The following is a 21128-nucleotide window of genomic DNA, read 5'->3' as shown; positions in this document are numbered from 1 at the left end:
AGGCTTAAACCAACTTTACATAAACTCAATATTCCGGAACAGAATTGGCTGAAAATCACATCAGAGTTTACTCGGTTGTTTAAAGGCCCTGTAGGAACTTTACAGGAGCTAAGTCGTTACTGTGAGCATTTAAAGAAAACGTAGGCATGGGGCGGCTAATTGTCATAAATGGCTAGACAGCGCCTAATATATATCCGTTAAGGTTCCTTAGTGAAAGAGTGTAAACCCAGCTGAATTTCCGTTCGGTATTTTGCGTTTTCCTGATTTGACTATTTCATCTAATTTGAACTCTTCTCGACAATTCTTAATGAGTTATGCATTAAAGAGGTCTATTTATCATGCCTGATAATTGATGATATAGATAAGTCGTGGCACACTGGGTTTTACGGTAGTTTCACATGTTTCTAGTGGTTGTTTTTTATTGAAATAATTTTGGATGTCTTTATTAGGAGGGGTTATGTATATTGTCGCGAACCGTATTCCGGTGGCTGTGGATTGGCAAGATGAATTTGAGAATCGATTTCGTCAACGTGTGGGACAAATCGACCAGCAAGCTGGTTTCGTCTCCATGCAGATCTTAAAACCTGTGAGTGAAGGGGCGCCTTATGTCGTTTTTACAACCTGGCAAGATGAAGCGGCTTTTGAGGCGTGGATCCACAGTGAAGATTTTAAGTTATCTCATCAAAATCCCTTACCCAAGGAAGCCTTTACCGGCAGACCTATGATTGAAAAGCATCAGGTGGTGATATCGACTAGGGGGTGAGTTCTAAATGACGTCATTTATCTATTAGGTTAATGCGTCTAACAAGAGGTCCTAGGGAAGAGAGATATTCTGCCAGTGATTTACGCTGTTTAGTGCGGAGATTCTCTCACCTCTTTGCAAATACATTTAAACCCTGTCAATTAGGAACAAACTAGATAATTTTCGCCAGCTGGTGGTGATGTCTTAGCTCTATATATTATTTGTCAGTAGATTAGCAATTGATCTTAGGAATATCGCGCCAGCTGGTGGTGTATTGAGGCGTGAGATATTCTCGTTTCATGTGCCACTTGGTCGTGAACCCTTGTGCAGCCATAAATATAGAGTCGGAGCCGTATCTGTGATTGAGTGCATCATAGACCTTCATTAATGCCGGTTTTTTCGGTGATGCAAACAGATCCAACTGGTTATGTGACTCACTGATAAGGTCGATTAGGCCTACTCCTACCTTGTAATAACGCACACCATCTCTAAATTGTTGCTTGGCTATCTGAGTCACTATTTGGGTTATTTCACCTGTGTCATTGGTGGGATAAGCAAATCTGTGAGTGAGTTTAAAGCCTATAGGCTGCTCATCGAAAGGGGAATTGGAGGCGAAAATAAGCAGTACCGAGCACAATGAGCCTTGCTCTCTTGCCTTGCTGGTGGCGATACCGACATGTTTGCTGAGGGCTTGCTGTAGCGAGTTTGAGTCTGTGATCCGCTCTCCCATGCTACGAGTCGAAAATATCTGTTGTTTATCAGCTCTGGCTTGATCCCAATCCTTACACGGCTCACCGTTAAGCTCCCGCACCGTACGTTCCATCTCGATACTGAACTGTTTTCTGGCCAGCCCAGGTGCCATCAGAGATAGCGCATAGGCCGACTTTATTCCCATTAAATCCAGCTTCTTAGATAAACGCCGGCCTATGCCCCAGACATGGCATGGCTTTATCTGCGAGAGAATTGCCTTGCGTTGGCCTGAGTTATCTATGACACAGACTCCGTTGTAGTCTACAAGCTTCTTAGCTGCATGATTGGCTATCTTAGCTAAGGTTAAGGTTTCTCCCATGCCAACGGACACAGGTAAGCGAGTTTCCTTCCATACTGTGCGCCGCAAGGCCTCGCCATGTTTCACTAGGCAAGGTATGGCTGGATAACAGTGTTTAAACGACAGGAATGATTCATCTATGCTGTAGACATGCTGATCTGGTGCAAAACGACCAATCACCTCCATCATACTGGCGGATAGTGAGCCATAGAGCTCGTAGTTCGAGCTTAAGGCGATAATACCTAAGCGATCACACTGTGCCTTAATTTTGAAGTAAGGCTCAAATTTTGGGACCCCGGCATCGACGGCCTGACGGTTAGCGGCGACGATACAGCCGTCGTTGTTAGATAGCACCACAATAGGGCGGCCACGCCACTCGGGACGAAATACCTGCTCGGCACTACAGTAAAATGAATTAGCATCGACGAGGGCGAACATCATATCTCCTCTGTGTGAGTTGATTCTGCTGGCCCATTAACTCTGGTATAAGTTCTGGTACAAGTTATTGTATTAGTTTCAGTACTCGTTTTGGTGCTATAACTCACTCTGTAACGACACTGGCATCAATAACTTTCATCGGTTAAAAGTCGGCTCGACGGCTGCGTCATTCATCAGCAGAGGACTCGGCCGATGGCAGCGAATTGAACGTACTACGATACCTTCGACACTGAATTGGTCGTACTCATGTATGACCACTGGCTGATGTTCATCATTAGCAGAGAGTAACATTCTTCTTTTTGTGTCAATAATTTTGCAGACAAAACTGCCATTGTAATTTGCCACTATCACGTCCTGATCTTGTACCTTGACGTGTCTGTCGACGATGAGAATATCACCATCGAATATACCGACATTTTGCATCGAGCATCCGCTTGCTTGGCCGATGAAAGTGGCACTGGGGTGCTGGATAAGTAATTCATCTAAGCTTAAAGGAAGCTGTTTATAGTCTGTGGCTGGACTCTCGAAGCCGGTTATTCCCGCACTGGCTGAGATTGGGATCATTTTTATCATGGTCGCTTTACCCTGCACTGTATATTTATACAGTTGTAAGTCTAGCAGTAATCTAGGCACTGGCAATCTTTTTCGGGATGATGGTGGCAGAACGTTAAAGTAGGATTGTCGTTTAATCTGGCTCGTGGGGAGAAACGGCTGATTTTAAGCACTTTTTGTTAATAGGGTTAGATTGGATCTGCCTGTGAACCTCGTATATTTGGTGGATAACGCTTGAGTGTCGACAGAGGCATCTTAGCCCGCATTCGGATTAAGATGTGCTGAAAGGAGACTGCAACTGGGTTTGGCGTGTTTTATGTATCAGTATTTTAATGAGCTTAGTATCCGTTTTATTGACGGTGATAAAGCACAATCTACTGTGTACTAAGTCTTGACAAGCCGACTGAAAGCCCTTCAATATGCAGATCATTGTGATCAAGATCAGTTTACTGTTATCTACATAATACAGGTAACTCGAACTCTCTTCTGGAGGTAAGCTTATGACGTTTGGCCAGTACAAGGCGATAAATATATTGGTAGTAGACGACCACTCGTTAATTTTTGATGGATTATGTAGCTGCTTAGCCCCATATTCCGAGTTGAATTTGGTGGGATTTGTTGAAGATGGCTTGGCTGTGTATGAGCAATGTTTAAAGTTAACACCCGATCTGGTGTTTATGGATCTTAAATTACCGGGCATGAGTGGTTTCGATGTTATCCGTCAATTACGTCAACGTTGGCCGGAAATGATGATAATAGTGCTGACGGCCACCGTTGAAGAGAAGAGTGCCCGTGAAGCATTGGATGTCGGAGCCAATGGTTATGTACTTAAAAACAGTCCGAAAAGTACCTTATTAGCGGCAATTAAATCTGTCAGTAAAGGCAAGACTTTTATCGATTCGAGTCTGGACGAGCAACAAGTTGAAGCCCTGATTGGTGCCGTCGATGGTGATATCCCTATGTTGACTCCGAGGGAACAACAAGTGCTCAAGTTGATCTGCGAGGGGCGTCGCAACCGGGATATCGCGGAGGATTTAGTCATAGGTTTGAAAACGGTTGAAACCCATCGAATGAATTTAATGCGCAAACTCAACGCACACAATGTGGCCGAATTGATGCGTTGGGCTCAGAGGTTGGGCTCTTAATTCTGCTTTTGTGATTGTACGGCTGATACTAACCCAGTATCAGCGTGCAATCATCTTATGTGTTTGTCTCGCAATTTAATGCCTGAATGAGCGCTTCTAGGGGCGCAAACTCCTCCAAACTTAAACAGGCTTCGGCTTCAAGGGCGACCTCTAAGTCGGCAGCTGCTTCAGAAATATCTTTTATTCCCGCTAGGCCCGCGCTGCCTTTAATCGTATGCAGTACATCGCTGAGGGGTTTCCATTCGTCTTGATTAATATGCAGTTTGGCTTGTTCGCCCATATCCGTTAAATGAGCGGCCAGTCGCTGATTAAGATCCGTGTGGGAGACATCGATCATCGGCGTGTCGATATCGGTATTGATGATCAGGGGCATATCGCGATCCAGTTGCAGATCTGCCGCCTCTTCAAGTGCCATATTTAACTGCTTCAATGACACAGGCTTAGTCAAATAGCTGTTCATTCCAGCGGCTCGAATGGTGTCATGCTCCATAGGGTTAGCATTTGCCGTGAGAGCAAAAATAGGGCATTCGGTGTCCAGAATATCTTCACTTTCACGCCATTTTCGTGTGGTTTGATACCCATCGAGTCCCGGCATGCGGATATCCATCAATACCAGATCGAAGATATGGCGCATTCCTTTTTGCAATGCCGCCTCACCGCTGCTGACACTGAACACTTGTTGGCCCAACTCGAGTAACATCTTGCCGATAATATCCCGGTTAGTATCTACATCATCCACCAGCAGAATTTTTAGCTTCCAGGGGAGCAGGGCCAGCGTATGGCTGCTTTGTTTGCGAGGCAAGTCGTGACGTATCTCGTGTAGACGTTGCCATAGGCGGGCGGGCAGGTGAGTAAGCTCAGGGTTATCTAGCTCCTCATTATCACCCTCTATAGGTTTAGCTCCCCATAATGCTAATTGTTTATGCAGGGCAAGTGGTGCTGTGATGGTATCGTCTGGCAAGACTAAGGGGGCTGTGGCTTGAGACAGGGGCAGGTCTAACACAAAGGTGCTGCCCTTGCCTAAGGTGCTAAACATGGTTAGCTGACCTTGCATTTTCTTGGCGAGTTTAGCCGATATGGGCAAGCCAAGGCCTGTGCCCGGTTGGTGGTGACAGCTTTGAGCAAAGGGTTCGAATATGCGTTGCTGATCTTGAATGTTTATGCCATCCCCCGTGTCTTCAATGCTGAAATAGAGATGATTTTCAACAACTTCTATACGCAATAAAATATAACCTTCTTCCGTGAATTTGGCCGAATTCCCCAGTAAGTTGACTAAGATCTGCCTCACTCTTAAAGGGTCCAGTAGTGCTTTTTCCGGCACATTGGCGTTAACGATGCATTCGAGTGAAATAGGCTTGTTCACAATTCTGCTCTGTATGGTGATCATGGCGTTGTCGGCCAGTGTCAACACGGGATAGAGCTGATAATTTAACTCAATTTGATCGGCTTCTATGCGAGAAAAGTCGAGCAAGTTGTTGATAATGGCTAATAGGGAATTCGCACAGTTATAGGCTGTGTCTCTGAGATCCATCTGCTTAGTGGTGAGCTCGGTATTACGCAGCAGCTCCAATGAGCCGGTTATGCCATTGAGTGGGGTGCGGATTTCGTGACTGATGTTGGTTAAATGCTCAGTCTTACGTTTATTGGCCTTTTCCGCTTCCAGGGTGGCAATGGCCAGCTCATGGGTTCTTGTTTCGACCTTCTTTTCGAGTACATCATAATTTTCTTTGACCGTATCCAATAAGTGATTATAGGCCTTGGCTATCTGACCTAATTCATCTTTTCTGTCTACGGGGAGGCGCCGCTCTAAGGTCGGTTGGCTGTCACTGTTAATTATGCTGACAAAATGGCCAATAGGTTTGGCAAAATTGATGCGCAGCACATTGAGTAGGACGAAAGACATAAAGGCCAAAGAAAGGAGTGACCAGGGCAGTTCCGCGAAGAAGGGGGTTAAGGCCATATCTTTCAGAAAATCATTTGATATCAATGTGATTTGCTGCCATCCAGGGCCATGAATGTGATTTTTAATCACATAGTATTCACCTAAGGGATGTAGAACCCGCTTCTCATTATCTGGGTGGCTGCTGTTAAACTGGTGTTTTAAGGTGTTGATGGTCTCAGGTGACAAGGCCAACATAGATTTAGAGAATAGTTCACCTTCCGGTGTCATGAAAAAACTGACATCCCCAGGCCCTAATGAATTATTGAGATCCATCACTGAGACCAGGTTTATCCCAAAACCTACCTGGGGAGCGTCAGGGTTAGCCGGATCACTGGAATAACTGAATATGAGGTGATAATCACCGGATCTTTTATCAAGAATGGGCGCTCCCCAACGATAACCATCGAGGGATTTTTTACTCGTCAGTTGTTTTATCTCTTCGAGCCTTATCTGAAAATATTCTTCGTCTGCATTGGAGTCCGCATAAATAGAGATCCCTTTATGAGGCTTATAGATGAAGCTATCTAAATATCTGTGTTGGCCCGCATTACCAAAAGTCTGGGCAATCCACATGCTTAAGGTGTCATTTTCTTTATTAGGGTTTTCTGCCAGAGGAAAATAATGAGCGACTATTCCTTGGGCATTGATCTCATTCATGGATGAGAATTGATGTAACTGCTTATCGAGTTGACGAGCATCATAGCGTGCATCGGAAAATAGGGTGTTACTTACCTGAGATCTTAAGTCACTTAGCTCACCGTAGGCGATTTGAGCTCGGTGGAGGGTTCGGGAAAAGGTGTTGCTGTAAGCTTGGTATTCAATCATGAGCCAGAGACTGACGAGGACGGCGGTAAATGATACTGTGAGTTTGGTGACCAGTGAGGCTTTCCATTTAATCTTCATCATCTTCTTCCATCTGTTGCCAGCGGCAATCATAAGTTATTGTTAGAAAGTACCGTAAAAACAGAGTACTTGCATCGAATATTTGTTATTTCCCACACTAGGCATAGTTGACTCTGTATAGGGTTACTGATATCAGCTTGAGTCAAGTTTGCGAGATTGGCTATCAGGTGAACGACTGAGAGAGTCATTGATGATATGTATATTGACGTTTTGATTGGGCATGATGCCGACAACGCCCTGCTCATTGGCTATGGCGGCTATGGTTCCTGCAACATGGATGCCATGGGCATTATTATGTCCGGGGTCATCTTCCTCTACATAATCCACATCAGCGCGCAAACTCAGCGCCTGCACGCTTTCTTCATTCAGTTTGGCGGTGTAACCATTACTGCGGCCTATGCGTATTATCTCTTTTGCTGAGACACTGTTTAAGGCTCGATGTTGAGAGAAAACCTCATTGATGCGTGGCTTGTAAGCCAATATGTTGGCTGTAGATCTTGTTTCCGTCGAGCTGCCGGCATTTCTAAATTTTACGATGTAACGTTTAGGCAGAGGTGAGTGTGGCTTAGCACCCGAGTCGAAGGAGTGTTTATCTTGCATCACGTCGGGAGAGGCATGAATATTGGCGGAGATCAGCATAGATAATGCCGACAGGCTTATCGCCATTTTTATTGTGCTTGTTGTCATAGTTATCTTCTATTTGTGTTAGCGCATGTGGTTTTAAGCCAAGCTTTAAAAACTCTGTGACCCGTCATACTAGTTTTCTTCTGCCGTTTTCATATCAGGTGAACTACTGAGTTGTGCCTGCCATCTCCTCAAACCTATTTGTCCCGAGTGCTAGTTAAGGTGTTCACCTGATGGGCGCGAAATCCCTTCGATCACATACTGAATCCATGGAGGAGAGCAAAGTGGCTACTCAGATGATAGATAGATTAGTTAACAGTGGATTTCTCACCTCGACATTATCCCAAGAGGGAAATGCCTGGTTATTGGCCGAGAGAAAAGCCTATGTCGTGGAGCAAGAGACGTCTGCTTCTGTTGCCATAGTGCTCAATGTGTCAATTGAGATGGAACTTGACTGGATAAACCAAGCGAGCCTAGCGCTTGCGGCCTGTGAAGAAGCCCGGGATTGTGGCTTACAGTTTAGAGATAATGCCTGGTTGTTATGGCGTTATTACGATGAAAATCAAGATGATGAATTAGTTTACCAAGGGGTTGTGCTACAGCTGGCTATCGCGAGATTTCTTGAAAAAGGGCTAGTTAAACCACTCGATCGTCATCGTGGCTCTATTATCGGGAGGACAGCATGAAGAGATTTATCTGCTTATTACTACTTTTTAATTTAAGCCTGGCCCAGGCAATGCCTTTAACGGCGGTTAAATGGCAAGGCGAACCTTTCGTGATGCTCAGTCGCGGCACCGCTCTATCCTCAGTGTTGCAAGACTTCGGCAGTAATTATGGCGTACCCGTTGTGATAAGTGATCAGGTGACAGACACCTACATAGGTGAGATTCAGAACCAAGATCCTCAACAAGTGATCAAAGACCTGAGCCGACGTTACGGCTTGGTCTGGTACTACAACAGTGAGGTGTTGTACGTCTATAAAGCGAGTGAGATCACCAATGATATTTTATCCTTAAACAGCCTGTCCGCGGCTAAAGTCAGCCAATATCTGAAGTCGGCAGGTGTATTGGATGCAGGCGTTTGCAGTATCAAGCCTGTCGCAGGGATCAAGGGGCTGCAGGTGTCAGGTGTACCGGCTTGCATCACCAGTGTCACTAAGCTGACCGCGCAACTCGATGCCAGTGCCAAACACACTTCCGAGACTGGTGAGACTGTACGGGTATATCCGCTCAAATATGCATCGGCAACTGACTCCGTTTATCAATATCGCAGTCAGTCAGTGAAAATCCCCGGATTGGTAACTGTGCTGAAGGAGATGAATCAAGGTACCCAGGTGGCCAATGCTGTTGCCGGTAATGTGAGTAGTATCAGCGGCCCGGTCTTTTCCGCCGATCCTCGTCGAAATGCCATTATTGTGCGGGGAAGTGGAAGGGATATGGCGACCTATGGCTCCCTGATTAACCAGCTAGATACTAAGCCCAGTATGATCGAAATTTCCGTTTCTATCATAGATGTGGATACCTCTGATTTTAATCAATTAGGCGTCGATTGGTCGGCCTCGGCCAAGTTAGGCGGTGGCTCTGTGAGCTTCAATAGTGGCGTCAGCAGCGATAATTTCTCCACTGTCATCGGTAATACCGGCAACTTTATGGTGAGGCTCAATGCGCTTGAGAAAAACTCAAAGGCAAAAGTGTTATCCCGCCCCTCAGTGGTCACCCTTAACAATGTACAGGCTGTGTTGGATAAAAATGTCACTTTCTACACCAAATTAGAGGGAGACAAGGTGGCAAAATTGGAGTCGGTCACCACGGGGACTCTGCTTAGGGTCACCCCCAGATTGATAGAAGAATCGGGTCAACAGATAGTGATGCTAAATCTGAATATACAAGATGGTCAGCAGAGTCAGGCTGTGAACAGGAGTGAGCCTCTGCCTCAGGTACAGAGTTCAGAAATATCGACTCAGGCAAGTCTTAAGTCTGGTGAGAGCCTGCTTATCGGTGGATTTGTGCAGGACAGAGACGAAACCACTGAGAACAAGATCCCGTTATTGGGTGATATCCCCTTGTTGGGTGGCTTGTTCAGAAGTACAGATCACCACACACAAAGTGTGATGCGTCTGTTCCTTATCAAAGCGGAACCTATTAACCAAGGAGATTGATATGTCTTCAAAATACAAGCTCTTATGGTTAAACGGCCCCCTGCAAGGGCGGGAGCTATCTCTACCTCTAGGCTGCATGAGTATTGGTCCGGATGGGGATGTTCTCGCGACCTTAGTTGAGTTAAGGCAGCTGGAGCTGTTTATCGATGATGCCGGAGTACATCTTCAAAGTGAAGTGTCGACTTGGATCGATGGTAAGCCTGCTAGCAAGCTAGATCTTCTGCCATTAGGCCGGGTCATTGAGTTTGCCGGTATCGCTATGGTGCTGGGGGGAGCGGACGATGTACTTAGGATGCAAGCGGTGCCTAAGCAGGTGCTGTCTAAATCGAAAATGTCCTATTGGATGCTGGTTATTGCCTCTTTGCTTACCTTCACTTTGCTGATGAGTGTACTCCTGGTACCAAGCTCACCGCCACAAACTGTGCAGACGCCGAGTCAATGGCTGTCACAACAACTGATCCAAGATGGCCTCAAAGATATAAGAGCTAGCTGGTCAAACTCAGGGATTGTCACCCTAAGTGGCTATTGCACTGACGCGCAGCAGATAACGGCTTTTTTCAGTGACTTAAAAAATTCTGGAATTTTGTTTGTCGATCACACTCAATGCGGCGATCAACTCATCACTAATGTAAAGGGAGTGCTGGCTCAAAACGGCTTTCCTGATGCGATTGTCGAACTGGGGCATGAACTGGGTAGCGTCAATATTTCTGGTGCGATTCGATCCGGTGAGGCTTGGGATAAGGCGGTTGATGGCTTTAATCGTTTACCGGGTCTGGTGAGATGGCATGTGTCCAATCAAGTGAATAGACAATTAAAACCCTTGATCGCCCAACTCAGGGAGAAACAACTGCTTAGCGGATTAATGGTGGAGCGTGTGAAAAACTCGATTGTGATCACCGGCAAGATCAGTGAGGAGAAGCAGCAGCAGGTCATGAGTGTTGCAAGGCAACTGGAGCAGAGCCACCCGAGTGGATTTAAGCTGGTGTTTCAGAATATTCCGGTACGGGACGAACTCGCCCAGATGTTAAGTGCGCCGGTTGTCAGTTTTGGAGGTAATGCTAAATCTCCCTTCATTGAACTGGGCAATGGGATGAGGTTATCGGCTGGCAGTAAATTAGATAATGGCTTCATGATTAATTACATGAATATTCATGGCCTGGATTTAACTCGCGGTGGTGAGTTAATACATATCCCATTAATTTTTTAAGGAGACACCTATGTCTAGAATCACTCAGTTGGAAGATGATATTAAGCAAGGTAATAAAAATCATGAAGGATATCGAACTCGGATGAAAGAGATGAGAGGACGAGCGGTGTTATTAAAGACTCATGGTAATGAGTCTTGCTTGGAAGCGGTGGATGCAGCTGAGGAGGTGATCGATATATTGTTCAGTCGTTATGGTCGATAAATAACGCGTGGTCAGACCAGTTTTTATTTGTATTTTATTTTTTTCGATATTTTCAATAAACAAACCTATTAATATGAGAGTCAAGGAGAAAATTATGGATATGTTCAGCGATATTAAATCAGTAATGAATGACCTTAATCAACGTAAATCCGCTTTGGGACAACAGCTTAAGGAGTTTCAAGGACTTCAGGTTGAGATTAACCAACTTGTAGAACGATCAGATAACGATGCCGATGCTATGGCGAAGTTAATAAAGTTAAAAAACGCATTTCCGGAAGGATTTGAATTCCAACAGGCTAAGGTGATGAATAAGGTTGATGAATTAGAAACTCATTTTAAAAGTTTGGAACAACAATTTAATGTGTTAGGTGAAATAGAATCTGCAGAAGGTGGTAAGGGGGGAGAGGAGTTAACTGAGCAAGTGAGTGAAGCAGAGGCATTAAATAACGTTAATAATGTTAAAGCTAAGAAGGTCAGGAATTATTTATAGTGTGAACTTTTTCATTTCTTATTTAAATGATTAACAAATCAATGAGGAAATTATCATGAGTATGTCAGTAGCTAATCAAGGTACCAGTATTATTAATTCTCAGCAGCCTGAAGATATTAAAAATCAGATTGCAGCCAGAGGTGATTCAGTGCTCTCAGGCGGGATTTCAGTGCTCTATATGTTTATGAACCTGCTCTCTGAGCTGGCCGATGCTAAATATAGCCAGATGCAGCAAAAAGCCGATGTTTCCCGTCAGGCGCAGGATATGGCCAATCAAGTCGATGAAGTGATTGCCGAAGTCTCTAAGGGGGACGACAAAGCGATGGGGAAGCTCCCCGATGATGTCGTTAAATATATGCATGACAATGGTTTTACCATCGACGGTATGACAATCGATAAATACATGGCAAAGAATGATCCTAATGGTAAGGGGCTGGATAAAGGCAAGTTGCAGGCGGTGAAATCTGCACTGGAATCTGTGTCAAATCGAGCATCAGACTTTGTGTCGCAATCTCAGTTGCAGCTGCAGAAAATTATGCAGACTTACAACGTCACCGTCAGCCTACTCAACAGTATGCAGACCATGCTCGCTGAGATGAATAAATCCATCGCCCAGAACATACGATAACTCTGAGCATCAATCTGAATTTCTGTTGGAGGTAGTCATTGTGGATATTACAAATGTCTCAACTCAAGGTACCAGTATCAGCAACTCTCAGGCTCCGGAAGATGTGAAGAACCAGATCGCATCTCGAGGGGACTCAGTGCTCTCGGGCGGCATCGCTGTGCTGTATATGTTTATGAATTTGTTGTCTGAGTTGGCCGATGCAAAATATGGTCAGATGCAACAGAAAGCCGATGTTTCTCGTCAGGCTCAGGATATGGCCAATCGCGTCGATGAAGTGATCGCTCAAGTGTCGAAGGGAGATGATAAGGCCGCTGAAAAATTACCGCCTGATGTGATCAAGTATATGAGTGACAACGGTTTTAAAGTCGATGGTATGACCATTGATAATTACCTGAGCAAGAATGATCCCTCGGCGGCTTATCTTAAAAAATTGTTAGGAAAAATTGGTGAAGTGGGTCCACAGGGGATGCAGTCTGCCAGCTGGCAAGACGTAGTCAGTTATATGGATGCTAAGGGCATCAAGGTGGATGGACAAAAGTGTAGCGATTACATTTGGGGTTTGCCTGAGGTGGGACGCCGTTCCTGGCAAAATATCAGTAAAGCTCATATGCAGAAGATTGCCGATACCTTAGGTGATGCGGGTGGCTTAGATAAAGGCAAACTGCAGGCGGTGAAATCTGCACTGGAATCTGTATCGAATCGAGCCTCAGATTTCGTCTCACAGTCACAGCTGCAGCTGCAAAAAATCATGCAAACCTACAATGTGACAGTCAGCTTGCTAAACAGTATGCAGACCATGTTAGCCGAAATGAATAAGTCGATAGCCCAGAACATACGCTAAGGAGCCTAAGATGAAACAACAAGAATTTGAAGTACTTGAGCATTTTCTTCAGCGAGGCGGTTCCTTACGTATGTTGGCCGATGTGGAGCAGACTGATCTCAATATCTTATATCAATATGCATTGCAGCTGATGGCTTGCCGGGATCAACAAGGGGCAAAACGACTCTTCTATCTCCTGATGCGTATCGACCAGTGGAACTATGACTACTGTTTCTCACTGGGGATATGTTGCCAGCAGTTAGATGAACATGAAGAGGCCATCTTTTGTTTGGGACGAGCAGGCATGATCAAGGTCGATAATCCTTTGCCAGCCTACCATGCGGGATTGAGTTACCTCGCGCTAGGGAACAAAGGTTATGCCGTAAAAAGTTTCAATGCCAGTTTACGTTGGTGTCAGGGCCACCCAGAAAGTGGCGATATTGCCGCCAGTGCGCAGCAAGGTTTAGCGTCGATCACTGAGGAGAGTTCCCATGTCAATTAATAGTGTTGTCGAGCGAGGAAGCGAAAACCTTAACGGGAGTTACGGCGCGGCGCGAGCCCGGGATGTGGCAAAAGCCAGTTTACCCGATTGGTCCAGGCCTGTGATCTTAAATCAGACCGAACACACAGACTATCACCAAGGTCCAGTGACCATGAAAGAGGCGGAGAAAGCACTGCAACGTATCTTAACGCCTTTCTTCGACGGGAAAAAAAGTGAAGTGAGTGGCAATCACGGAACGGGGGGCTCCTTAGCTTCATTAGAAAAAGCCTCTATGGATGCCATGGTTCTGATGGCGGCGAATCTGAGCATATCTACTTTTGCCGATACGGCTAATTCAGCCATGAAAGCCAGCAAGATAATGACAGATACCCAAGAGTTTCTTCGTGATAAAAAAGTGAAGGAGTATCAGGAGCAGCTGGCGAAAGCGATAGAACAATCCGATAAGGCTCAGAAAGGCGGTGTTTTTGGTGCCATCTTCGATTGGATTGTGGGCGCTGTCGAAGCCATCTATGGAGCAATCAAATTAGTCGAAGGGGCATTGCGCTGCGCCGTGGGGGATGTTGCGGGTGGTGCTTTGGAAATAGCTGGCGGCGCCGCATACCTGGCTGCTGGGGTGGCGGGCATGGTTAAGGCCGCGGCGGAAACCGCCATCCTGTGCGGTGCGGACAAGGAGAAGTGCCAAAGTGTTATCGATGTTGCGGGTAAGGTGCAATTGGGCTGCGAAATGGTCGGTATGGCCTTAGACATCTTCCAGGCGGGTCGGGCTATTTCGGCAACACGTTCCATCGCCAAAGGAACCGAAACTGTGATGAAAGAGGCGGCACCTAAACTCGTGGAGGGCATAAGTAAAGGCTCATCTGAGGCCGTGACAAGTGTTGCAAAAGAGGTCGGTAAGCAGGTCGCCGAACAGGTAACAGATCAAGTGATAGCTAATTTAGGCAAGGGGCTTAAGGAAGCGGCCGAACAAGGAGGGCGTCAACTCGCTAGCGGGCTGATGGATGCCTTTAGTAAGCAGGCCATCGAGGAGCTGGTGACACGCTCAGTCGAAGCGGTGGGCAAACAAGCGATTAAGAAGGGTATCGCGGTGACCGCCGAAGAGATCACTAAACAGGTGGTTAAAGAGGTCAGTCACGAAGTGATAAAGACGGCTATCAAGGCCTGTATGTTCACCAGTCTCGATGTTATACGTGCGACGGCTGGAGCCGGAAAGGCCATTACCGAGGGCAGTATAGCCCTAGAAAAAGCCAAGCTACAGAAGCAGATTGAGGAGCTGATTTTGAAGCAAAACTTTGTCGAATTTTGTTATGACTGGTACGACAAAGCCAAGGAACAGCAGATGAAATCTGTGAAAGATCTTATTGATAAACAAGGTGATAGTTTAGATGGTGCCAGTAAGGTGATCAGCCAGACCGGTGCTATACAGGCAAGAATCGCAGGCTCAACAGTATAAGTGAGGTTTACCATGACAGACATGACAACTATTTCAGGTCAGAGTCCCATTACAGCGCCTAACACCACAGATAAACTTGATGAACTCAATGACAATTGTGGCAGTGACGGTATGGATGCTATCTCTCAGATCAACGACCTTATGTTGAAGTTAGCGGAGATGTTTAAGAAGCTGCGCAACATATTACAGGACTACAACGTCAAGCAACAAGAGTTGGGGTGGAATGTGCAAATCGCCTCGATGGATGATAAGCGCGCCGCGATAGATAAGGCCTGCGAATCTGCGATGTGGACTGGCGCCCTCGAGATTGCCGGTGGCGTGATCGGTATGGCGGGTGTCGGACTATCGAGTAAGTTTGGTGATGCGGCAACTCATATGAGTAACGCGTTTGGCAAAGGTCTGGAGGGGACTGGAAAACTTGTCGGCGCGGGGATCAGTAAGGAAGCCGAGTTGGAGCGTACTATTTCCGAGTTTAAGGCCAGTAATGCCCAGAGCTATCTTAAGGGGGCCAATGAACTTAGTGATAAGGCTAAGCAGATTTCAGAGCAAATGCGCGCCTTGATCAAAGATCTGGTGGATCTTCACGGCCGCATCAGTTCGGCCGTGCATAACTAGGTCTGCTGAGGTCAGTCCCATCATATCTGGCCTCAACTTTCGCGGCTCAGTGTGGATATTGACTCTAAGTAGTGAGTTAGTGGTTATTGATTAGTGAAACAATTAAGGAGTTCATTATGGATCCGGTCACACAATATTTAGCTCATCAGGGTATAGAGGTGAGCCCAGCTTACTTTGAAACCAGTCAATTTGAGTGGGGAAAACGTTGGGACAGTCAGCACTGGTCACTGGTTTATCGTGTCGATGATAGCACCCTCACCATTTGTGATTTTTCCAGTAAAGGCAACAATACCGGCATCAGTAGCGCCGTATCTCAGTTGATTGAACAACTCAAGGTCATACGTCGTAAGGTTCCGCAAATTAAACAGATTCGAGGCATGGTTATTTATGATGCTGGCTTACCTGTCCAGCGACTGACACGTAAGGCCCTGCATGATGTGTTGGTGCAGCAAGGCGCAAAAGAGGTCAATCAAGACGGTAACACCTGGTTGGTGTATTAGCCGAATAATCTTGGTGTTGTAAAGACAGAGAGGTAAGCATTAATGAACTTACTTCATTTCAAGTTGGGTCAAACTTACTTCCTTGATGGTCAAAATGGAAAAGTTTATGACCTGCAAAATCATGCAGATGTGATTCAACTCGACAGTCAATATAGTGCATATGGCCGGGATGTTGCGCCAGTGACAATACATACAACAGGTGCCTTGCCCCATTACCAATAATATTCATTTCATGCTGATATCCATCTCTTGATGGCTTCCTGAGTGGTGAGCCATCAGGGAATCGATCCTTAAGGAGAACATATGAATGCGCAAGTGATTAAATCAAATATAGATTTTGACAAGTTAGAGGCGAATCTACAATTGGCATTGGTGGACCAAATAACCTTAGCTGAAATGGCAGGACTCACCAGCCAAGATTTAGAAGCGATATATGACTCGGGCCAGAATAAATATCAAGCCGGTTTTCCAGCTCAAGCCATAGTGGATTTTACCTATTTAGTGATGCATCAGCCCTGGGATCGACGCTTCCACATGGCATTGGCATCGACATTACACTGGTTAGGCGAGTTTCAACATGCACTGACTTTCTATGGCTATGCCTTAGTCATGGATGCCTGTGATCCCGGTGCGTCTTTTCGGATCGCCCAATGCTTATTGAGTTTAGATGAGGAGTCGGCGGCAATAGAAGCACTACAAACCGCGATCACACAAAGTTTTAGCCATCCTGAACACCATGAGATAGGTGTACTGGCGCAGGAATTATTGACCAAGCTTAACCACTGATCTGGTCTCGGTGCCAGCATCACTCAATTTATTGTAATCAATGAGGTTTGTTATGAATGAGCTAGCTCAAGTATCCCTGTCTTCTTCTAGTTTAAGGGGGTTAGATCTCGTCAGCTCCTCTAAGGCTTTACCTAAGGGTGAACTTTCCAGATTTAATCCTCGCCAAGTGCCGTTACCTTCGGCTAATTCAGGGCTGACAGGAGACATTAGCACCAAGGCGCAACAGACTCGGGACGAGGCAACACTCGCCGACACCGAGGCTAAAAAGCTAGGTGTGGATATCGCCAAGTCTGGTTTTTTTGCAAAATTGGGCTCATTAGCCTTAACTGGGGTCGCTTTAGGGGTGTCGATTGCGGCGACCGTACTGACAGGCGGTGCAGGATTACCTCTGCTTATCGCCTCCGGTGTGGCATTTACCTTGGCAGTGGCGGACGCTGGCTGTGCATTTGCTGATTGGCGAAGTAAGGCGGGGGGCGGAGAAGGGCTAGCCATGGGGGGCGATGCTGTTGCCAATGGTGTCAATGCTCTCTTGGGTAAAATGGGGGTCGCCGATGACAAGGCGCAGTGGTGGGGCAAGGCCGTCTCTATCACCTCCCGTGTTGCGTTAACCGTAGGCACCCTGTGGAGTGCGATTATCACGCCTGCATCACTACCTGGAAGTATCGCCGGCACGGTTAGCATGGTAAACATGGCCCGTAAAAGTGCTGGGCCAGTGGTTACCGGTATCGCCGATTTAGCCAAAGAGGCACCGACGAACAAAGCCGCTAAGTTGAAATCTGAGTCACAGGAGAAAATCTTGTCGGCTAAGGGACTCGAGGCTAATGAACATCAATTTCAGGTCCAGCAAGGCAGGCAGGAGATAAGTGAACTGGGGTCACGCTTGAAAGAGAGTGAGGCCAATATCAAAGCCGCGCTGTTCGATGCCGAAATGCGGACCAAACAGAGTGAACAGCGACAAAGAAATAATAATGATCTCAGGAGTCAATTGGATAACAAAGACAACAAGATCACCGATATGGAAGCGCAACTTATGCAATTAACTGAACACTTCAGTCGTTCAAAGTCTGAGTTAAGCGATGTTATGCAGCAACTTAAAGCATTACAGCAGATATTACTTTATTAAAATAATTGTGATCTTAAATTTTAAATATAAGGAATAATATGATGAGACGTTTTAATTTATTAGTTCAAGAACTTAATAATGCTTATGGTATTGAAAATATGATCCATGATGAAGAAAATACCTGTTGGTTGACTTTTAATAGAAATATAACAATTAGATTACAATATGTTGATGAAGGTGAACAAGTAACCCTATTAGGGATAGTTGGGGAGTTGCCTGAAGAGTGTAATGAAAAAATAGCTCTTAATTTGTTACATGAAAATTTTAATTGGATGGGAACAGGTGGCGGTACCTTATCTGTTTCGCCAGATAACAGAAAAATATATTTTGGCTATATCGAAAATATTCAAACAATGGATTTTGTTCGTTTGCAAAGTTTACTTATAAATTTTGTCGGCAATTGTGAAAAATGGCAAAAGCATATCATGGAGATGATGAATGACGGCTATGCAGAGGTTGCAAATAAACAGTCAACTGAACAATTTATCACTTTGAGGGGCTAACATCATGTTTGGTATAGGTAATATAGGAAGTAGCAGTACAATAGGCCTAGCAGCTACACAGACAGCTGACAAGCACTCCCCAGCAATAAACACGGTGAGAAATGATCTTCTGCAATCGTCTTCATTGTTAACTGGAGTGGCAATGCTTGCTGGTGGTGTGATTGGTTTAGGTTTGTGTAGTGCCTTTAATGTCGAATCATCGAAGCTTACTGCTGTTGTGGCTGGCGGTGGGGCCATAATAGGAGCTGCATTAGGCAGTTTATACACAGGCGGTAGCGAAAATGAAAATACACATGTAGATCCGGCCACTCGTTCTAGAACTGATTCAAATACTAAAAATCTTGCACTGGAGCAAACATCGGCAGCAAGGGCGCTTTTAAGAGAGCCTGATTCAATAACTGAAAACCAGCTAAGTAAAACCGCCGAAGGTTTATACAATTTGGCAAATTCGTTGAATGTGGACGATAAGAGCGCTCTTTTCAACAGGCTTATTGGTGAAGAGGGGAGCTTGAAAGGCAAATCTTCAGATCAAGCTATGGAGGTGTTAAACAGAGTCAGGAGTAAATCACCAAATGTCACAGTAATGGATAGGACCGCAGTCATTGCACTTGCAGGTGACTTAGGCGCACTGTTTGCTGATACAGGTGCTACAACAGGGGTAGAAGGAAGAACAAGTGAGCAGGAAAAAACGATACGTAATGAAACATTAAAGCAGTTTCCAAACATGAAGACTGATATAGAGACAAGCAAGGCATTTGCTGACTCTAAGAATGTGGGACCTAATAAGAAACAAGAAAGATCACGTACAGATGCAAAACATGAAAGAACTGGTATACATGGTTATGGTAAAACTTCCGATAACAAAACGAAAATAAAAAATGCAAGTGAACCAGGGGAAAAGAATTATATCGCGCCTATGTCCCCTCAGAAAGCACTGATCTCAAACTCAAGGGTTAAAAATACCACAGAGCCGTTCATGGGACATATGTCTGGATCACCTCATGAAATTGTTACAACCATGAAGGTATTGAGCAAAGACGATAGTGCAGTGACGAGTAGAGCACAGGCGTCAAGGGTTGCATTATCCAATGCATTTTTGATCGGAAATGGCCTACATTCTGCGTTAGAAACACTCGAAGCAAGTATGAAATTGACAACGCCATTTTCTTACACAAAAGAGGGGCAGGAACAATATGATAAAGATAAATCTCAAGAAGGTCTTCAGCAAGGTAGTTTTTTTACCGACACCAGGAAAGGTATTAAACCTAATGATCCTCAGTCAGGTGATATGGGGGCGATAGCCTATGAAGATGCTGCGACAAAAATAGTGGTAGACGGCATGAAAGGCTTTACTAAAATCTAGCCAGTTTATTCATAGAAAATAGACTTTGGAATCCACAAGGTTGATGGGGGAGCTTATTAATTAGGTTATCTCCCTTCAACATTCCATCGAGTTTAAATTTGTCATCGATAATGATATAAGCCTGAATATAAGGTAAGTGACAACCAGTGTTTACTCTTCTTAAATAAAGCGAAAGAGCTTAGGAACTGTCTTGGTTGTATATCGACCAAATAATATCTGAATAAGACTCAGACATTGTCCATTAAGATTTATCCTCCCCTATTATCTAGTTGGAAAATAGACCCGTCGACAGAGCTAATAATACATAGAGACCTGAGTGTTTAATCCAGCTTTCATTATTGAGTTGTTAGTCTTCTAGGCGATCTCAGGTTAACACCTGATGCCAATGGACTTAGGCATGTTTCACAATGAATCATAGTTTGCAGTAAAAGGGTTATCCACATGAGTGAGATACAGATTGTTTTGTTTAGACAAGCAGGCAACATTAATTATCAAGGCAATACCTTAGCCATCGCAAGCGACCAACTTGTGGTGACCACAGGCGAAGCCAGAGTGTCTAAGGCTGATCGTGGCACTAGGCTCAATCTGTTTTGTTATCCCGGCGAATTACATGCTTTATATCACGAGGTGGTGGACTTGATCTGTCCCTGTGATGATACCAAGCCATTTAACATCATTCCCATCAAGGTTATGCCGGTATTTGCTGAGTTAAGTAATGTGATCGAGCAGCTTAACGGTAATCGCAGTCTCTTGATGAAGTTTATTTTTATCTATTGCCTGGGCATGGAAAACCAGTATTTTTCCGGGCTATTACGTTACTTCTTGGCTCATAACAACAAGATGCTCAGTTATCTGGAGAAGAATTTTATGCAGCCCTGGTCGGTGACCCGCTTCGCCGAAGACTTAGAGATTGAGGTGCGCAAACTTAATTTCTTTTTTTACAAGAATTACGGTGTTTCAGCTAAACAGTGGTTGTTGGAGCGGCGCTTGAATTATGCCCGTCAGCAGCTTTTAGAGACTGGGAAAAAAGTCATCGATATCGCCGTGGACAGTGGTTTCAGTAGTCATTCTCATTTTACCGAGTCATTCAAGAAGCGTTATCTGTGTAGCCCCAAGATAATGCGTTCTACATTGGCTTAAGGAGGTTGTTATGGACTTAAGCGCTATCGTCAATCAGCTATCTCAGCTATCAACACGTTCGGCTCAAGAGGTACAGGCCAAGATGTCTGCAGGAGATCTTAGCGATCCGGACAAGATGATAAAGGCACAATTTGCTATGCAGCAGTATTCCAATTTTGTGTCCTATGAGAGTGCGATGATCAAGGCTGTCAAGGACATGATCCAGGGCATAATTTCCAAAATTTAGCTCAATTTATACCCGGGAGAG

24 protein-coding genes and 1 pseudogene are annotated in these 21128 nt (G+C 45.2%); 21 read left to right on the top strand and 4 right to left on the bottom strand.

Annotated features, from left to right (window positions below; all coding sequences use genetic code 11):
* Positions 1-15 precede the first annotated feature (15 nt).
* Together FS373_RS32045 and FS373_RS15715 are read left to right on the top strand one after the other, a co-directional pair.
* Positions 16-187, top strand: a pseudogene (locus FS373_RS32045) (transposase); the annotation flags it as partial.
* 270 nt (positions 188-457) lie between these two features.
* On the top strand, positions 458-763 hold the full coding sequence (locus FS373_RS15715) for an antibiotic biosynthesis monooxygenase family protein (protein ID WP_144046621.1): 306 nt from the start codon (positions 458-460) through the stop codon (positions 761-763).
* A gap of 211 nt (positions 764-974) precedes the next feature.
* On the opposite strand, the gene FS373_RS15710 is transcribed toward FS373_RS15715, so the two are convergent.
* Positions 975-2228, bottom strand: coding sequence for a Y-family DNA polymerase (locus FS373_RS15710; protein WP_144048970.1), 1254 nt, complete (start codon positions 2226-2228; stop codon positions 975-977).
* A 135-nt stretch (positions 2229-2363) separates the two neighbouring features.
* Positions 2364-2798: a LexA family protein gene (locus FS373_RS15705; RefSeq protein ID WP_185977076.1), complete on the bottom strand. Its 435-nt coding sequence runs from the start codon at positions 2796-2798 to the stop codon at positions 2364-2366.
* 482 nt (positions 2799-3280) lie between these two features.
* Between FS373_RS15705 and FS373_RS15700 the strand changes: the two genes are divergently transcribed.
* Positions 3281-3925, top strand: a complete 645-nt coding sequence (locus FS373_RS15700; protein WP_144046619.1) for a two component system response regulator — start codon at positions 3281-3283, stop codon at positions 3923-3925.
* 55 nt (positions 3926-3980) lie between these two features.
* Here FS373_RS15700 and FS373_RS15695 read toward each other — a convergent pair whose 3' ends face one another.
* Together FS373_RS15695 and FS373_RS15690 are read right to left on the bottom strand one after the other, a co-directional pair.
* On the bottom strand, positions 3981-6773 hold the full coding sequence (locus FS373_RS15695; protein ID WP_227992824.1) for a two component system sensor kinase: 2793 nt from the start codon (positions 6771-6773) through the stop codon (positions 3981-3983).
* Between the two features lie 129 nt (positions 6774-6902).
* Positions 6903-7457: a protease inhibitor I9 family protein gene (locus tag FS373_RS15690; RefSeq protein WP_152829828.1), complete on the bottom strand. Its 555-nt coding sequence runs from the start codon at positions 7455-7457 to the stop codon at positions 6903-6905.
* A 221-nt stretch (positions 7458-7678) separates the two neighbouring features.
* On the opposite strand from FS373_RS15690, the gene FS373_RS15685 reads away from it, so the two are divergent.
* From FS373_RS15685 to sctF, 18 genes are all read left to right on the top strand, one after another.
* A complete protein-coding gene (locus FS373_RS15685) occupies positions 7679-8080 on the top strand; it encodes a hypothetical protein (RefSeq protein WP_229380893.1) in 402 nt (133 codons plus the stop codon).
* Positions 8077-9552 (top strand): EscC/YscC/HrcC family type III secretion system outer membrane ring protein, encoded by a 1476-nt coding sequence (locus FS373_RS15680; protein WP_144046616.1) that lies wholly within the window; start codon positions 8077-8079, stop codon positions 9550-9552. The genes FS373_RS15685 and FS373_RS15680 overlap by 4 nt, the downstream gene beginning before the upstream one ends.
* Position 9553: 1 nt before the next feature.
* Complete coding sequence (gene sctD / locus FS373_RS15675; protein WP_152829827.1) at positions 9554-10759, top strand: type III secretion system inner membrane ring subunit SctD; 1206 nt, start codon at positions 9554-9556, stop codon at positions 10757-10759.
* Positions 10760-10769: 10 nt separating this feature from the next.
* Entirely contained in the window at positions 10770-10961 is a 192-nt protein-coding gene (locus FS373_RS15670; RefSeq protein WP_144046615.1) for a hypothetical protein, read from the top strand.
* Positions 10962-11055: 94 nt separating this feature from the next.
* Positions 11056-11451 carry a hypothetical protein gene (locus FS373_RS15665; RefSeq protein WP_152829826.1) on the top strand — a complete coding sequence of 132 codons (396 nt, stop codon included), beginning with the start codon at positions 11056-11058 and terminating at the stop codon, positions 11449-11451.
* 55 nt (positions 11452-11506) lie between these two features.
* Positions 11507-12079, top strand: coding sequence for a secretion protein EspA (locus tag FS373_RS15660; RefSeq protein ID WP_144046613.1), 573 nt, complete (start codon positions 11507-11509; stop codon positions 12077-12079).
* Positions 12080-12119: 40 nt separating this feature from the next.
* Entirely contained in the window at positions 12120-12920 is an 801-nt protein-coding gene (locus FS373_RS15655; RefSeq protein WP_144046612.1) for a secretion protein EspA, read from the top strand.
* A gap of 10 nt (positions 12921-12930) precedes the next feature.
* Entirely contained in the window at positions 12931-13401 is a 471-nt protein-coding gene (locus FS373_RS15650) for a SycD/LcrH family type III secretion system chaperone (protein WP_144046611.1), read from the top strand.
* Positions 13391-14851 (top strand): type III secretion system translocon protein, encoded by a 1461-nt coding sequence (locus tag FS373_RS15645; protein ID WP_152829824.1) that lies wholly within the window; start codon positions 13391-13393, stop codon positions 14849-14851. The genes FS373_RS15650 and FS373_RS15645 overlap by 11 nt, the downstream gene beginning before the upstream one ends.
* A gap of 12 nt (positions 14852-14863) precedes the next feature.
* Positions 14864-15466, top strand: coding sequence for a pathogenicity island effector protein (locus FS373_RS15640; RefSeq protein ID WP_144046609.1), 603 nt, complete (start codon positions 14864-14866; stop codon positions 15464-15466).
* A gap of 116 nt (positions 15467-15582) precedes the next feature.
* The gene (locus FS373_RS15635; protein ID WP_152829823.1) at positions 15583-15966 is read left to right on the top strand and encodes a secretion protein; all 384 of its coding nucleotides are present in this window, start codon (positions 15583-15585) and stop codon (positions 15964-15966) included.
* Between the two features lie 42 nt (positions 15967-16008).
* A complete protein-coding gene (locus FS373_RS15630; RefSeq protein ID WP_152829822.1) occupies positions 16009-16188 on the top strand; it encodes a hypothetical protein in 180 nt (59 codons plus the stop codon).
* 81 nt (positions 16189-16269) lie between these two features.
* Complete coding sequence (locus tag FS373_RS15625) at positions 16270-16752, top strand: CesD/SycD/LcrH family type III secretion system chaperone (RefSeq protein ID WP_152829821.1); 483 nt, start codon at positions 16270-16272, stop codon at positions 16750-16752.
* Between the two features lie 52 nt (positions 16753-16804).
* Positions 16805-17875 (top strand): hypothetical protein, encoded by a 1071-nt coding sequence (locus FS373_RS15620; RefSeq protein ID WP_152829820.1) that lies wholly within the window; start codon positions 16805-16807, stop codon positions 17873-17875.
* Between the two features lie 38 nt (positions 17876-17913).
* A complete protein-coding gene (locus tag FS373_RS15615) occupies positions 17914-18378 on the top strand; it encodes a type III secretion system chaperone (RefSeq protein ID WP_152829819.1) in 465 nt (154 codons plus the stop codon).
* A 4-nt stretch (positions 18379-18382) separates the two neighbouring features.
* Positions 18383-19741: a hypothetical protein gene (locus FS373_RS15610; RefSeq protein ID WP_144046605.1), complete on the top strand. Its 1359-nt coding sequence runs from the start codon at positions 18383-18385 to the stop codon at positions 19739-19741.
* A 441-nt stretch (positions 19742-20182) separates the two neighbouring features.
* On the top strand, positions 20183-20881 hold the full coding sequence (locus FS373_RS15605; RefSeq protein ID WP_152829818.1) for a helix-turn-helix transcriptional regulator: 699 nt from the start codon (positions 20183-20185) through the stop codon (positions 20879-20881).
* 10 nt (positions 20882-20891) lie between these two features.
* Entirely contained in the window at positions 20892-21107 is a 216-nt protein-coding gene (sctF, locus tag FS373_RS15600; RefSeq protein WP_144046603.1) for a type III secretion system needle filament subunit SctF, read from the top strand.
* The last annotated feature ends 21 nt before the right edge of the window (positions 21108-21128 follow it).

Source organism: Shewanella sp. YLB-07 (assembly GCF_009377275.1).
Note: the sequence above shows the minus strand (reverse complement) of the source record. Positions and strands in the feature narration are given on the sequence as shown.